Below are 14,794 nucleotides of genomic sequence, written 5' to 3'. Positions count from 1 at the left end.
TACTATCAAAAAGGCTGCTCCCTTTATCCAAAGGGAACAGCCTGTCCATTAGTTACGCTATGCTATTTTTTATTCGTGGTTACTGGGATTTGCTCGCTGATATTCTGGTACTTCCGGATGATGGATACCTCGACGCGGCGGTTTTTAGCGCGGCCGGCTGCGGTATCGTTGGAAGCCACGGGCCGGAACTCGCCGAAGGCGGTGGAGGTGAACTTGGCCGGGTCGAGCTGCTTGTTGGTGAGCAGAATCTTCAGGAAGTTCAGCGCCCGGTTGGAGCTCAGGTCCCAGTTGGACGCGTACTCGCTGTTCGAGATCGGCATATTGTCCGTATGGCCGGACACGACGACGTCATACGTCGGGAACTGCTGCAGCATACTGCTGATGGCGAGCGCCAGCTGGCGTGACTCAGGCTTCACCTGAGCGCTGCCTGAAGCAAACAGGGCGTTGTCGCTGATCGTGATCGTAAGCTGCGATTGGTTCAGTTTGGTATCCAGCTGGTTCGTCAGGCCGTTCGTTTTGATATATTGATCCAACTGCTGCTTCAGCTTCTCCAGGTCTTCCTGTTCCTGCTTGGCCAGCTGGGCTTTCTGTTTCTTGTCATTGTTATTCGTGACGATGCTCTCTTGGGAGTCTTTTTTGCCTTGGTCCATATTTTTATCCATCGGCAAATTCGACCTGAAGTTGAGCACGCCGTTTCCGGTGCTGAGGGCATTGTTGAAGGCCTGGCTCATTTCCTCGAATTTCTTGGCGTCCGTGGCGCTCATGGAATAGAGCACGATAAACAGGGCCAGCAGCAGTGTCAGCAGGTCGGCATAGGGGAGAAGCCAGGATTCGTCGGCATGCTCCTCATGCGGTTCATGTCTAGTCTTCTTGGCCACCTGAACCATCCTCCTTCTCATTCATTTGAGCACGCTCGGAAGGGGTTAAGAAGACGGAGAGCTTCTGGCTGATCGCAATGGTGGATACGCCGGATTGAATCGACAGCAGTCCTTCCACCATCATGAGCTTGAGCTCCACTTCTTTTTTGGACAGGCGTTTCAGCTTATTGGCGATCGGGTGCCACAGGACATAACCGGTAAAAATACCGAGCAGCGTCGCAATAAAGGCCGCGCCAATCGCGTGGGCCAGCTCGGCCATATTCTCCATCTTGGTCAGGGCAGCGATCAGGCCGACGACGGCACCAAGCACCCCGAGGGAAGGAGCATACATACCGGCCTGGGAGAAGAGCAGGGCACCTGCACGGTGACGCTCTTCCGTCGCCGCAATATCTTCCATCAAGACGTCGCGGACGAACTCCTGGTCGTTACCGTCGATAATCATGCGCATACCGTTGCGCAGGAAGGCGTCGTCGATTTCTTCGACCTTGGTCTCCAGAGCGAGGAGGCCTTCCCGGCGGGTGATGGAGGCCCACTCCATGAACAGGGTGATGAGCTCTTGACGCTGCATGAGTTTTTGTTTGACGAAGGTCATTTTTAACAGCTTTGGGAACTTTTTGACCTCAGACATCGGAAAGCCGATAAACAGCGTAGCGGCGGTTCCGGCGAGAATAATGACATAAGCGGCGGGCGTCAGCAGGCTGACGATCGGGGCGCCCTTCAGCACCATGCCGACTAGGACTGCAACCACACCGAGTATCAGGCCAACAATCGTTGAAATTTCCATTGCACACCTCATCCATGAGAAATAGAATTGAATCCTTTCGGAATCGACCGCGTTTACATCCTTGCAACATGGTCGCTTTCACAAAAAACGGTTTATATTATTTATCGACACCATTCTCTTTTTTTTTAAGGGATATTTTCCGGTATAATGAAATGACAAGGTTCATCTGTCCTACAAAATCAAGTCCGAGCAGCATACCCTGAAGGGAATAATCACAGCACAAACGGGTGACGAATGGCCCACTTGAGACCCTGACACAGGGGCGCATGGAGCAGGGCATTCACCATTCACAATAATCGCTTATAGATCGTATGAGTAACTAAACTTCGATATGGAGGGAATGGCATGGGTGTTAAGCATGGTCGTGACTATGACGGCATATTGACCGATTTGACGGCAGCTGTCGGGGAAATTCCGGACAGTTATTTATTTTTTGAAATGGCGGAGCAGGATTGGATGCAGCTGGGCATCAAAGAGAAGCGTGAGGTGCATGAGGCGCTGGCGGAGGATTTGTTCTATGCGCTGGGAGCCGAACCTGTCATCACCGTTGGAAGCGGTATCGTGATGTATGACAAGGACCATCACCGGATCAACCTCTTGATCGGCGACGAGGAGCTGACCGTAGTCTCACTGATATAGTCCCTGGGGCCGGATGGATTTTTTAAACCCGTCCATGGTAAGATATTATTCGTATGTACTCTCCTTGGAGAAGCATGATTACATTCAGGGATGAATACAATGGGTAAAGGTTTTTCGCCCGAGCATACATTAATGACACATCCTGGTGAACCTCGGGGATGTTAGGTTTCAGGGAGGAACGGAAGAATGGTATATACGCAAGAAGAAGTAGAAACGCATTTGTCTAAGCTGGAAGGCTGGGAGCTTGAAGAGGGCCGCTGGATCGTGCGCAAATACGTTTTCTCCAATTTCATGAAGGGCATTTCCTTTGTGGATGAGGTTGCGGCCATTTCAGAGGCTTTTGGCCACCACCCCTTTATTACGATTGATTATAAAAATGTGACGCTGCGTTTGACTTCATGGGATGAAGGCGGGATTACGTCCCTGGATGTCAAGGAGGCTCACCAATTTAACGAACTGTTTGAAAAAATGCGTTCCGGCGAAAAAAGGTAACGAGAATAATGCAGCAAATAAAAACACGCTTTGCGATGAACGTCCCGTTCTTCCAAAGCGTGTTTCTGTATGCGTTACAACCGTTATTTCTTCTCAGCCAACCACTGGGCCACATTGGCGATCTCTTCAGCTTTCAACTTGTCTTTAAAGGATGGCATGCCGCCTTTACCTTTAGTGATAATGGTGTAAATCTCTTCAGCGGACAGTTGGCTTCCGATCTTTTGAAGGTTCGGGCCTACGGCACCCTGAAGCTGATCCCCGTGACAGCTAATGCAGCCCTGTGCTTTAATCGTAGATTCGGCCGCTGCGGCGTCCATCGTAACTTCCGGCATGGTCGGCTTCTCTTCTTCCGCCACCTGCTCTTTGCCTGGAAGCGTAAACATGAGCACAATTGCCATAACCACTGCGATCGTTAATACACCGCTCATGATCCATTTTTGCATCCGTTTTCGTCCTTTCTATGTAAACTGTCATTCTTCATTCCTTCATTATAACGGAACAAGCCATCACATCAAATAGTTTGTGTCAAAAAAGCAAACGAATCCAAACTTGGGGCCACCAAAAATACACAAATTTGTACCATTTTTATGATGATGGAATTTTCAAAGTTAGATCCCTTCATAGACCATACAGTGAAACAGCTGTTCACCTTCAGGGGTCAGCTTGGGGTAGGTATCAGCGATAACAAACCCCGACTTCCCGTAAGCCCGGATGGCCCGCTTATTCCATGTGTGCACTTCAAGGTCGATTTCGTCCCCAGGCCGTTTTTCCCGGGCTGCGCCGACCACAGCCTGCATAAAGCTCTTACCCAGCCCCTGGCCGCATAAATCAGGCCGCATGCCAACACCAAGCCGGGTCACGCCTGCCAAGGGAAAGAACTGCGCGAACCCGCACAAGGTATGTTCAGCATCCAGGACGGACACATACTGGCTTTGCCTCACCTCAGGATCACCAAATTCGACGCCAAGCGCCTCCATCTGATCCCACGGCAGCCAGCCGTATAAATCGTATGGAGGTTCGTACGCCCAACCGCAGACGGTCTCAGCATGCTCCCGGGTCATGGGAACGATCATGAAGCTCTCATGTTGGAGGTTCATGTGCAGATCTCCCTTCCAGACCTCCCTGTAGGATTTGAACATTAGAGAAAAAATATTCCGGATTGCCGCAGATATCTGTTTAATTCCGGAATATAGGGGTAAATGAGGAGTAGCGGGCGGGAATGGAAGGGTTACCCATTTCTGTCCGCAAAAAATCCCGCAAAAGGAGATTTCGGCAAAAATCTCATTCTACGGGATCTCGTACCCTTGCTTTACCTGCATTACTGGACGTCATCTACGTCCTCGGAATCGACGGCGGCGGTTTTGTATTTATCCGTACTCATGATTCGTTTGGCGCCAACGTAGCGGTTGACGTAGTAGCTGTCGCTCAGAGAGCTGATGATCACACCGCGAGAAGTGGAGGCATGTGCGAATTTTCCGTCGCCGACGTAAATTCCGACATGGGATACTCCGGCTCCCGATGTATTAAAGAATACCAAGTCGCCTGCTCTCAGATCACTGCGGGATACGGCCGAACCCATGCTGAACTGGGATCCAGACTGATGGGGCAGATCGATGCCCAATTGATCAAATACGTACATTGTAAATCCCGAGCAGTCAAATCCGCTTGTTGTGGTTCCGCCCGTTCTGTACTTGGTTCCGATCGCACTGTCGATCACTTTATCCATCTTGGAATCCGCGAAAGCGCTTCCTGTGCCGACCGTGAGCACGATGGCGAAACTCATGACTGCTGCTGCAAGTTTCTTCTTCAAGTAAAATACCCCTTCCGGCGCCTGCGAGGTTAGCTTAAGGATTCGGTAGAAGGCCCCCTATGATCCCTCTGAAGCAAGATCAATTCACCCATAACTGGTTCCCCCGCTTTCCTTAGTGTGAGGAAATTCGGCATGAACTTTTTACACTATGTATAATTCCCTGTTACTTCTTATTCGTTCGCAACTTTGTGTCAGGTAAAGATTACAAAGTTGTTACTATCGCTGGGACTATTGTAACAAAGGAATCGGACTTTGGCAATTGTTTCTAACAGAAAAAGAAGATTTGTAGGAAAAATTATAGGAAATGATGTTTATTTGTTGGACGAGTGGGTAAAAGAAATGACAAGGGTGGAAAAAACAGGAGAAAATCGTGGATTTACTCGTTTAAAAAATTTTTTTGAAATGCTGTTACCTTTTCGGTGGTTCGTACGTCTAATAAGTAACAACAAACCCGCGGGGCGATTTCGGCAAAAATCAGCGGCGCGGGTTGTTCTGGATATGCATTGTTTTCGAGAGATAATCAATTGTAAACCGCAGCTTGGTATTTGGCCGTACTCATGACCCGTTTGGCGCCAACGTAGCGGTTGGCGTAGTAGCTTTGGCTCAGTTTGCTAATGGTAACGCCTTTCGAAGAGGACGCGTGCGCGAATTTTCCGTTGCCGATGTAAATGCCGACATGGGAAACGCCTGCGCCTAGGGTGTTAAAGAAAACAAGGTCTCCTGCTCTCAGCTGGCTTTTGGAAACAGCGGTACCTGTTTTATATTGCGCAGCCGATACACGCGGGAGGGTTAACCCCAGCTTTTGGTACACGTAACGGGTAAAACCGGAGCAATCGAAGCCGTTCGTAGTTGTTCCGCCGGTTTTGTAAGAAACGCCGATCGTGTTGTTAACGATGTGATTCAGAGATGAATCCGCAAATACGCTGCCGGTGCCCATGGAGAACGCAAGTGTAAGGCCCAGCGCTGCGGCTGCCAACTTCTTCTTCAAAAAAATAAACCCCTTCCAATGCCTGCGAGGTTAGCTTAAGGATTCGGTAGAAGGTCCCCTATGATCCCTCTGTAGCGAGATCAATTCACCCAAAATTGGATCCCCCGCTTCCTGGTGCCCGGGAATTCGGCTCGTGATGATTGCACCGGAAATGGACATGCTGACAAGTTACCTATAATCGTACATACCAATCAAATGAACGGACAAATGATGAAATCAGTTACAGCAAAGTCAAAATCGTTACAGCAAAGATTACAAAGTTGTTACTAAGTTCGTACTCGGATTATTTTAACAGAGGATTTATACTTTGGCAAATGGTTAACAATCATTTTACAACAAAAACCCCGCCTCTTTTCAACAGAAAGAGACGGGGTTCTTCTTTTATCAGCGGATTAAAGTGATGACAAAATTTTAACTATTCCGAAATATTTTTTTTCGTACGGTTCATTTGCTGATGCCACAAATCATATTGGGAGGAGATATTCCATAATTTAAAGATACAGCTGACCATATGATAGCCCTGTTGGATAATCAGGGTGGCAAGCCCTGCCCAGATCAGAGAGACGCTGCTGGTAATGCCATACAAGAGCAGGCTGACCGCGCCCAGCAGAACGGATATACCGATGACCGGCAGCGCGCTTCGCAGGCAGATCCAGAGCGAGGAGAACATGCTGGTTCCACCGGTTTTGCCAAACTGCATGAACAGAATCATCTGATGGACGATGTAGCAGTACAGAAGCCAGACTGCAATGTACGGGATGCAGTGAAGCAGCTGGGCATGGTTTTGGATCGCGCTGAGCAGGATTGGATACATCTTCGGGATCATCCAGTATAACGGAGCGGCGATAAGCACCCATTCGATCAGGTGAAAAAGAAACACCGTTTTGCCGTGCAGCTTCATGCCCTGGAAGAAAAACAGTCCGCGTTCCCCCTGATGCTCCCGGTGCAGGCCATAGAAGATGCCCGCGTGGATAAAAGGGGTCAGCAGCATGCGGAGGGCGACCATCCCCAACAGAACCCACAGGTAGGTATGCACGGTGCTGCTTTGGGTTAAGCTCATTTGTCCCTCCACATAATAGAGGACTTGGCTGAGTTCGGTCGGCGGGGGATCGGGATACCGCATCAGCAGCGGCACGACCGCCGAATCGATCAGACGGTACAGGAAGTAGCCCCAGAGCAGCTGGTACAGGAACATGATGATCATGACATAAAATTGGTCTTTGACGCTTTTCCAACCGTTAACAATATAGGATTTCACTGCTCTCACCTCACCAGGACAGACTTCCAAGCAGGGTTTCAATCAGCTTGGTAATGCTTACGTTCCAGCGGAGGAGCACTTTATGATCCATGTCCGCCTTCAGGTAGTTGTTCACATGTTTGTTTTCCAGCACGATCGTATAGCCGGGATCGATCATGGCCCAGGCCAGCGGGGAGCTGTATGTCAGCTTGAACTGGGTGCTGGCGTTCTTTACGTCCCAAACCTTTTTGATCTGATGCCCGTCCGTAAACGTGAACAGAATCGGCACCTGCGGCAGATCGCCGCCCTTTTTGCTGACCTTCACCATAGAATCATACCGGGGCTGCGCCGAATCTTTATCCTTGCGCACCGTAATTTCGTCGACCGAAAAATCCGCCATCTGGCTGCCGTATACATATTGATCGAAGAAGGTTTGCCACGACTTGCTGGTTACCTGCTCGACCACCTTTTGAAAATCAGCCGTGGCAGGATGTTCGAAACGGTATTTCTTCGCATAGGTGGACATGATTTTCTTCATGGTCTGGGCGCCGGTCAGCGTCTCCATTTCTTTCAGGACCATCTTGCCGCGGTAATACACGTTCAGTGCATATTGATTCTGCGACGTATATTTCCAGGCGTCCTGGGTCAGCGGCGCAGGTGAAGCGATGAGCGAGGACTGAATCGGCAGATTGGGGATGACGCCGTATTCCTGCTCCATCAGCTTATCCTCAGCATAGGAGGTGAAGCCTTCGTCCAGCCAGGCCTCCTCGAACTCGTTGCTGGCGATCATGCCGTAGAAGTACTGATGGCCGATTTCATGGATGACGGTCCGCTCGAGGTCGTAACCCGGGGAGTCGTCCTTGGCCCCGAAGGCCGTAATCAGCGTTGGATACTCCATGCCGCCTGCCCCGTTGCCTGCTTCGGGCGGAACGACGATAGATAGAGTGGAATACGGATACTTCCCGTACCATTTGCTGAAATATTTAAGCGCGGCCTTGGCGGCGTAGAAGTAGCGCTCCTTCAAATCCTTGTGGGCGGGATCGAGATACAGCTTGATCCGGACCCCGGGCACCTCCGCTGAAGAGAACGGCTCCTCGGCGACGATAAAGTCGGGGGATGCGGCCCAGGCAAAGTCATGTACGTCGTCGGCGTAGAACTGATAGATCTTCTCGCCGTTCTTGATCTGTGAGTTCTGCACCGGGAAACCGGTTGCGGCCACCGTGTAGTTCTTCGGTACGTGAATGCGGACGCTGTAAATGCCGAAATCGGAGTAGAATTCCGAATTGCCGTGGTACTGGTGCAGGTCCCAGCCCTCGCTCGTCCGGCCGCGCGTTCCCACGGGCTCGTAGACGGCGATTTTGGGGAACCATTGCCCGGCCATGACAAAGTTACCGGCGGTCCCCATTCGGGCGAAGATTTTGGGCAGTTGGACTTCGAATTGCATGGACAGCGTGATGCTTTCACCTGGTTTCACCGGCCGCGGAAGACGCACCTTCATCAAGGTCTTGTCCTTCGTATTGCCGTCATCCGGCTGCACGTATTGAATCCGGTGCATCAGCGACAGACCGTCGGCAGTCTTCATCGCAGTCAGTGTCATGGACCCAAAGCCGTCGGCAGGCATCGTGTCATTGCGCAGCTTCCCGCCGGATTCCTTCATAAACGTCGTATCCATGGAAGCGAAGGCGTTCGGATAGAGGTGAAAATACAGCTCGTTTACCGTTTTTTTGCCGGGATGAGTCCAGGTCAGGGTCTGGGTTCCTTTAATTACCCGGCTGTCCGGATCAAGGGTCGTATCGATGTGATATTCCACCACCCGCTTGCTGAGCACCTCCGCGGTCGGCTGCTGAACGCTCTCCATCGGTGACGGAGGCTTGTAAGCCGCTGGAGGCTTGGCCTGATCCGGAGCGTAGGAAGGCATGGACTCGGGCGAATCCTTAAAGACGAACCACAGTGTTCCCGTAATCAGGAGTACAAGAACGAGAAAGGATAAAAAGACGAGTTTGGCGCGTGCTGGGGCCATATACGAATACCTCCCGTTGACAAGCATCTACAGCATGTATATGTTGGCTTTCCAGCGATTATTAGTTAAAATAAAATTAAGTTGGACGGGTATCCACAAATCGCGGAGGCGCAGCGCAGCGTTTCTGTTTTCAAATAGGAGGAACATCGGAAATGGACAACAAGGAACAGGTAGGCAAGAAGCCCATCGCACTGAATATCGTCAGCGGCAAGAGCAAGCACAAGATGGGTTTTGGGGCAGGCTCTATCGATCTGAACAACATTTCTCCGGTCATTATCGACCGCGGCGAAGCCGTCATCGATATCGGAGCAATGCACGCCAAGAGCAAGCCGGAGCGCCGCATTCGCTTTACGCCGAACCGGGAGGAAGTCCCGAACGGACGCCAGGTGTGGATCGTATGGGTCGCGGTGGACCGGAACGAGGATGGACAATTCTACGGCGGTGCCACGGCCAGTGAGATGTGGATCGATGAAGAAGAGAGACGCGGCTGGAAAATCCTTGCCGATCACGTGAACCGGATGGATGCCGCGCTGAAGCGGAAATTTATGCTGGACGAATTGGGATCTGAGGAAAAGACGCTGCTGAAGAACCTGCTGGTGTCGCATAATGAGCAGTGGTGGGAAGCTTCGCCGGATGAGCTGAAGAAGGCGCTGGAGGTATAGCGTAAATCGCGGGCTCTTCTCGTTATAAGAACAAAGGACCTGTTCCTGCTGACGGATGTATCGATCCGTGGGCAGGGCAGGTCCTTTTTTGCATGGCATGAAGGGACAGGGTCTCGTGTACAGTACGGAATTAACCCCTTAGCGAAAAAGGCAGCGGCTCAGGGGCTTTGACCGACACGTACGGATGGCCGTCGATATAAAACCGCCACGGCTTGAGGGCGTACTCCTCCGCGTAATCAATATTGATCCGTGGAGACTGGATGATCGGGAGCTCATCAGCCCGGTCGCCGGACTCAAGCCGCAGCGGGCTGTCCGCATGACCGAGCGCGCAGCCGTTCAGGCTGCGGTCGATCCGCAGCGCGCGGCACAGCTTGCCGGGGCCGTTGCACAAGTTGGCGGCTTTGCCGGAGACGCTGCCCCGGTACCGGCGCATCAGCTCGGCGTCATGCCCGCTTAGCGGCTCCACCGCCCGGATGAGCACGGCCTGCGGGTCGTCCGCATCGCCGACGACAACGTTGACGCAGTGGTACATGCCGTAGATCAAATACACGTAGGCCAAGCCCCCGGCGGCAAACATCGTCTCGGTCCGGGCGGTGCGCCGGTTGCCGTAGGCATGGCTCCCTTTGTCTTCGGCGCCGCCGTAGCTCTCGGTCTCCACGATCCGGCAGCGGATTTCTCCGTCTTCGGTCTCCCGGACCAGCGTCTGGCCGAGCAGGCGGGGCGCGGCTTCCAGCGCGGTCATGGCGAGGAGCGAGGGGGAGATCAGCTGGCCGCCCTCGTTACCCCGGTTCATCATCAGGATCACCTCTTCGGGTTAGTTCATTCTATATATATAACCGGAATTCAGCGCGAAAGGCAAAAGGTAACCCTGCAAAGCATGGCTTGAATCCTTGGTCCGGTGTATCGGGCTCCCTGGGACAGGGGGCCGCCAAACCGATGCACTTCAATAGAAGGAAAAAAAAGGGAGCGGCTTTACCGGCTCCCTTTTTCAAATATGGTTTTCGGGCAGTACTCAGCCTAGTCTAGCCCCCGTACCTTTATAACGCGCTGCGTTTAGTCAGTCAGCCACCGCTTAAAGTCGGACCACCAGGAGTGTTCTTCGGCCTTGTTCTTCACGTCCGGTTGTTCCTTCTCCCCGCCGTGAAGCGAGCAGTATTCGGTCGGTTCCGTACCTGCGATGAATACTTCAAGCTTCTTGTGGGGACAGTCGGCCGTGGCGAGCTTGCCGGATTCTTCATCAATGTAGACGCTGACGACGCCGCTCGGAATCGTGAAAATTTTGGGCGGTACGTTCTCCAGCGCCTTCTCGGTGTACTGGGCAAAAATGGGCGCTGCCCGGTGGGCGTCCGTCGTCGTAATCGTTTTGCCCTTGTCAAAACCGACCCATACGGCGGTCGCAAGCTCCGGCGTATACCCGACCAGCCAGGCGTCGGTATCGGTCGTTCCGGTTTTGCCGGCCACGGGACGCTTCATGATGGAGGATACGCGGTTACCGGTCCCGCCGGATTCAAATACGCTCTCCATCAAGTGCGTCAGCACGTAAGCCGCAGCCGGATCGACGACCTGCTCGCCCGCGGGCTTGGGGGCTTCGTAGATCACCTCGCCGGCGGCATCGGTAATCTTCAGCACGGCGACCGGCGGGATCCGCTTACCATTGTTGCTGATAACCGCAAAAGCGGAGGCCATTTCGAACGGGCTGATTGGCGAAGTCCCAAGCGCCAAAGAGGGGACGGACTCAAGCGGGCTGACGATGCCGAGCTTGCGCGCCGTGGCGATCACGTTATCCGCCCCGATCTTCAGCATCGTATTGACCGCATAGATGTTGTCCGAGGCCGCGATGGCCTGCTCCATATTAATCTCGCCCAAATATTTGTCTCCATAATTGCTGGGCTGATACGTTTTCCGGTTGTTGTCGTAGTGAAACAGGGTCGGTTCGCTGTTAAACGTCGTGAGACCCGTCATCGTCTTTGAAGACAAAGCCGTTAAATACATAATCGGCTTGAAGGAGGAACCGGGCTGGCGCGTCTTGGCCAGCGCATGGTTGTACTGGCTCTCCTTGTAGTTCTTGCCGCCGACCATCGCTTTGACATAGCCGCTCCGCGGGTCGATCGACACGAGCGCGGTCTCCAAATCGCTGGCTGAATCCATGCCTTTGGCCACCGCCTCCTCAGCCGCGGCCTGGGCATGCGGGTCCAGGGTTGTATAAATGTTAAGACCGCCGTGATCGAGCATGTCCTCGCTGATGCCGAGCTGGCTGGTCACCAAATTTTTTACATAATCCCGAAAATACGGCGCCGTCAAGTTGGACTTCTGCTGTCCCTGCGGTTTGATCGCCAGCTTCTCGGCTGCAGCCTGGTCCGCCTCCTTCTGCGTAATATCACCGGTGGCCACCATGGTGCCCAGGACGATCTTCTGCCGTTTCTTGGCGTTATCTAGATGGGTGTAGGGCGAGTAATAGGTCGGCCCCTTGGGAATCCCGGCCAGCATCGCGCTTTCCGCCAGGTCGAGATCCTTGGCCGGCTTGCCGAAATACATCAGGGAGGCTGCTTCGATGCCGTAAGCGCCGTGACCGTAGTAAATTTCGTTCAAATACATTTGAAGGATTTCATCCTTGGTATACTTCATCTCCAGCTGAGCGGTGTACATGGCTTCCTTAATTTTGCGGGACCATGTTTTTTCATGGGATAAATATAGATTACGGGCAAGCTGCTGCGTCAGGGTGCTTGCGCCCTGAACCCGGGCCATATGCTCCAGGTTGACGAGTGCCGCGCGTCCCATGCCCTCCAGGTCAAACCCGAAATGGCCGTAGAACTTACGGTCCTCCACCGACAGGGTCGCCTTCACGAGCAGCGGTGAAATTTGATTGAGCTTGATGGGTTCGTAGCTGCGCCCGCTGGCCGAAAACGTGGCGATAATGTCGCCTTGACTGTCCAGAAGGCGCGAATTGCGGTCCGTATCGGCAAGCGGAAGGTTTTTTTGATACAGCCAGCCGAGCAGAACGCCCCCCGCGATCAGAAGGAGGACGACCATGCCGGTGAAGAGCTTTAGCATCAACAGGAACCGGTTTTTCCGTTTGGGCCGCCGTGTGAATAGGTTCGCCATGTACTGTAGCCCCTTTCCTTACTTAAGAGAATGGAATGTATAGCTTCTCAGCGGAACTGAACAATCTGATACTTTCATTATGGGAAATGCAGGCAGCAGATATTCACGCCGGGCCCGGGATCCATGGGAAAAGCGCTCGGCCTCCCGGTCATGCAGGGCGAGGGGGGGGCATACAGGGCCACCTGAGGGATGAAAAACCCGTGCTGACGCGGCCTTAGCCAGGGGACGAAGCGTTAGGAAAGTGTTTCTTTACACGAATTTCTTCTATCGCGTATAATTCAAAGGATGTGTTTATACATCGGCAGTTTGGTACAATAAAGAAGATGTACGTGCTAAGAGAACATGCGGCAGGGAAGATCAATCCCTCCTTTATCCTGGGAAAGAAAGAAGGTAATGACGATGGAATTGTGGTTCACGGAGAAACAGACGCCCGCATTCGGTATTACTGCCAAAATCAAACAAACTTATGTAAATGAAAAAACTGATTTTCAGGATCTGGCCATGGTAGAGACTGAAGAGTTTGGAAATATGCTGCTGCTTGACGGAATGGTCATGACGACCGAGAAGGATGAATTCGTATACCATGAAATGGTGGCGCATCCGGTGCTGAATACGCATCCGAATCCGAAGCACGTCCTCGTCGTAGGCGGCGGAGACGGCGGTGTGATCCGCGAAATTATCAAGCATTCGAAAGTGGAAAAAGCCGTGCTCGTCGACATCGACGGCAAAGTCATCGAGTACTCGAAGAAGTATCTGCCGTCCATCGCGGGCAAACTAGAAGATCCGAAGGTGGAAGTGCTAGTGAACGACGGCTTCATGCACATCCACGAGCACAAGAACGAATACGACGTCATTATGGTTGACTCCACGGAGCCTGTAGGCCCGGCTGCTCCTCTGTTTGAACGCGGCTTCTACCAAGGCATTTATGAAGCGCTGAAGGATGACGGCATTTTCGTGGCGCAAACGGACAATCCTTGGTTTAAGGCCGACTTGATCCAAAAGGTGAACAAGGACGTGAAGGAAATTTTCCCGATCGTGCGCGTTTATGCGGCGAACATCCCGACATATCCGAGCGGCTTGTGGACATTTACGATGGGCAGCAAAAAATACGATCCGCTTGAGGTGGACGAGTCGCAAATTCCGGAGATGGACACGAAGTACTACACGCCACGCCTGCACAAGGCGGCTTTCGTATTGCCTAAATTTGTGGAAGATCTGACGAAATAGGGGGAGGCAACATCATGAAACTAGACCAAGCTTATTCGGGCAACGTATTTATTTGCAGCTCGGACGATTACGAAAACTCCAAGGCGGTCATTTACGGCATGCCGATGGACTACACGGTCAGCTTCCGTCCGGGATCCCGGTTCGGTCCGGCGCACATCCGCCAGGCTTCCGTGGGTCTGGAGGAATACAGCCCTTACTTGGATAAAAGTATTCTGGATCTCAAATACTTCGACGCCGGCGATCTTCTGCTGCCGTTCGGCAATGCAGGACGCAGTCTCGAAGTGATCGGCGAGTACGTGGGCAAACTGCTCGGCGATGATAAATTTCCAATCGGGCTCGGCGGCGAGCACCTGGTGACTTGGCCGGTCATCCAGCAAATGTACGCGAAGTATCCGGATCTGATCCTGATCCACATCGACGCGCATGCCGACCTTCGCGAGCAGTACGAGGGCGAGCCGCTGTCGCACTCGACGCCGGTCCGCAAAGCAGCCGGGCTGATGGGCGGCAAGAACATTTACCAATTCGGCATCCGCTCCGGTTCGCGCGAGGAGTTCCAGTATGCCCGCGAGAACATTAACTTCTATCCGTTCGACGTGGCGGCTCCGCTTCGGGAAGCCCTGCCGCAAATGGGCAATCGTCCGGTATACGTCACGATCGACATCGACGTGCTCGACCCGTCGGCGGCGCCGGGAACGGGAACCGCGGAAGCGGGCGGCATCACTTCCAAGGAATTGCTGGAGGCGGTGCACCTGATCGCCAATTCCGAAGTCAACGTGGTGGGCTGCGACTTGGTGGAAGTGGCGCCGGTCTACGACCATTCGGAGCAGACCCAGATCGTGGCGGCGAAGCTGATTCGCGAAATGCTGCTCGGATTTGTAAAATAAAGCAACGTAAAGAAGCACCCTGAACTGTGACCCATAAGAAGGACACTTTGAAAAAAGTGACCCTCTTGTGG

Annotated in this window: 15 protein-coding genes and 2 riboswitches; of the genes, 5 read left to right on the top strand and 10 right to left on the bottom strand. The window is 52.8% G+C overall.

The window, feature by feature from the left end; genetic code table 11:
• Positions 1-62 precede the first annotated feature (62 nt).
• Both motB and motA read right to left on the bottom strand, forming a co-directional pair.
• Positions 63-878, bottom strand: coding sequence for a flagellar motor protein MotB (gene motB / locus IAE55_RS32960; protein ID WP_076176934.1), 816 nt, complete (start codon positions 876-878; stop codon positions 63-65).
• Positions 862-1,662 carry a flagellar motor stator protein MotA gene (gene motA, locus IAE55_RS32955; RefSeq protein WP_105444927.1) on the bottom strand — a complete coding sequence of 267 codons (801 nt, stop codon included), beginning with the start codon at positions 1,660-1,662 and terminating at the stop codon, positions 862-864. Before motA ends, motB begins: the two co-directional genes overlap by 17 nt.
• Positions 1,663-2,007: 345 nt before the next feature.
• Here motA and IAE55_RS32950 point away from each other — a divergent pair, with 345 nt between their 5' ends.
• Together IAE55_RS32950 and IAE55_RS32945 are read left to right on the top strand one after the other, a co-directional pair.
• Entirely contained in the window at positions 2,008-2,301 is a 294-nt protein-coding gene (locus IAE55_RS32950; protein WP_200634920.1) for a hypothetical protein, read from the top strand.
• Positions 2,302-2,487: 186 nt separating this feature from the next.
• On the top strand, positions 2,488-2,793 hold the full coding sequence (locus tag IAE55_RS32945; RefSeq protein WP_076176937.1) for a 4a-hydroxytetrahydrobiopterin dehydratase: 306 nt from the start codon (positions 2,488-2,490) through the stop codon (positions 2,791-2,793).
• An 83-nt stretch (positions 2,794-2,876) separates the two neighbouring features.
• Here the strand turns inward: IAE55_RS32945 and IAE55_RS32940 are convergent, their stop codons facing one another.
• The 6 genes from IAE55_RS32940 to IAE55_RS32915 form a co-directional block, all read right to left on the bottom strand.
• Positions 2,877-3,236 (bottom strand): c-type cytochrome, encoded by a 360-nt coding sequence (locus tag IAE55_RS32940; protein ID WP_089549441.1) that lies wholly within the window; start codon positions 3,234-3,236, stop codon positions 2,877-2,879.
• A 165-nt stretch (positions 3,237-3,401) separates the two neighbouring features.
• Complete coding sequence (locus tag IAE55_RS32935) at positions 3,402-3,890, bottom strand: GNAT family N-acetyltransferase (RefSeq protein ID WP_105444924.1); 489 nt, start codon at positions 3,888-3,890, stop codon at positions 3,402-3,404.
• A 221-nt stretch (positions 3,891-4,111) separates the two neighbouring features.
• Positions 4,112-4,603, bottom strand: a complete 492-nt coding sequence (locus tag IAE55_RS32930; RefSeq protein WP_373309650.1) for a C40 family peptidase — start codon at positions 4,601-4,603, stop codon at positions 4,112-4,114.
• Positions 4,604-4,606: 3 nt separating this feature from the next.
• A riboswitch (cyclic di-AMP (ydaO/yuaA leader) is annotated at positions 4,607-4,746 on the bottom strand.
• A 377-nt stretch (positions 4,747-5,123) separates the two neighbouring features.
• A complete protein-coding gene (locus IAE55_RS32925; protein WP_105444923.1) occupies positions 5,124-5,591 on the bottom strand; it encodes a C40 family peptidase in 468 nt (155 codons plus the stop codon).
• A 4-nt stretch (positions 5,592-5,595) separates the two neighbouring features.
• Positions 5,596-5,733, bottom strand: a riboswitch (cyclic di-AMP (ydaO/yuaA leader).
• A 273-nt stretch (positions 5,734-6,006) separates the two neighbouring features.
• Positions 6,007-6,849, bottom strand: coding sequence for a hypothetical protein (locus IAE55_RS32920; RefSeq protein ID WP_089549438.1), 843 nt, complete (start codon positions 6,847-6,849; stop codon positions 6,007-6,009).
• 10 nt (positions 6,850-6,859) lie between these two features.
• Entirely contained in the window at positions 6,860-8,848 is a 1,989-nt protein-coding gene (locus IAE55_RS32915) for a M1 family metallopeptidase (RefSeq protein ID WP_145165291.1), read from the bottom strand.
• A gap of 152 nt (positions 8,849-9,000) precedes the next feature.
• Between IAE55_RS32915 and IAE55_RS32910 the strand changes: the two genes are divergently transcribed.
• The gene (locus IAE55_RS32910; protein WP_089549436.1) at positions 9,001-9,510 is read left to right on the top strand and encodes a YwhD family protein; all 510 of its coding nucleotides are present in this window, start codon (positions 9,001-9,003) and stop codon (positions 9,508-9,510) included.
• Between the two features lie 130 nt (positions 9,511-9,640).
• Here IAE55_RS32910 and IAE55_RS32905 read toward each other — a convergent pair whose 3' ends face one another.
• Both IAE55_RS32905 and IAE55_RS32900 read right to left on the bottom strand, forming a co-directional pair.
• Positions 9,641-10,306, bottom strand: a complete 666-nt coding sequence (locus IAE55_RS32905; RefSeq protein ID WP_145950246.1) for a DNA-3-methyladenine glycosylase — start codon at positions 10,304-10,306, stop codon at positions 9,641-9,643.
• Positions 10,307-10,563: 257 nt separating this feature from the next.
• Positions 10,564-12,612: a PBP1A family penicillin-binding protein gene (locus IAE55_RS32900; RefSeq protein WP_200634919.1), complete on the bottom strand. Its 2,049-nt coding sequence runs from the start codon at positions 12,610-12,612 to the stop codon at positions 10,564-10,566.
• 399 nt (positions 12,613-13,011) lie between these two features.
• On the opposite strand from IAE55_RS32900, the gene speE reads away from it, so the two are divergent.
• Entirely contained in the window at positions 13,012-13,839 is an 828-nt protein-coding gene (gene speE, locus IAE55_RS32895; RefSeq protein WP_076176946.1) for a polyamine aminopropyltransferase, read from the top strand.
• 14 nt (positions 13,840-13,853) lie between these two features.
• Positions 13,854-14,723, top strand: a complete 870-nt coding sequence (gene speB / locus IAE55_RS32890) for an agmatinase (RefSeq protein WP_089549432.1) — start codon at positions 13,854-13,856, stop codon at positions 14,721-14,723.
• Positions 14,724-14,794 lie beyond the last annotated feature (71 nt).

This window comes from Paenibacillus sp. S28, assembly GCF_016624415.1.
Classification (GTDB): domain Bacteria; phylum Bacillota; class Bacilli; order Paenibacillales; family Paenibacillaceae; genus Paenibacillus_AQ; species Paenibacillus_AQ favisporus.
Note: the sequence above shows the minus strand (reverse complement) of the source record. Positions and strands in the feature narration are given on the sequence as shown.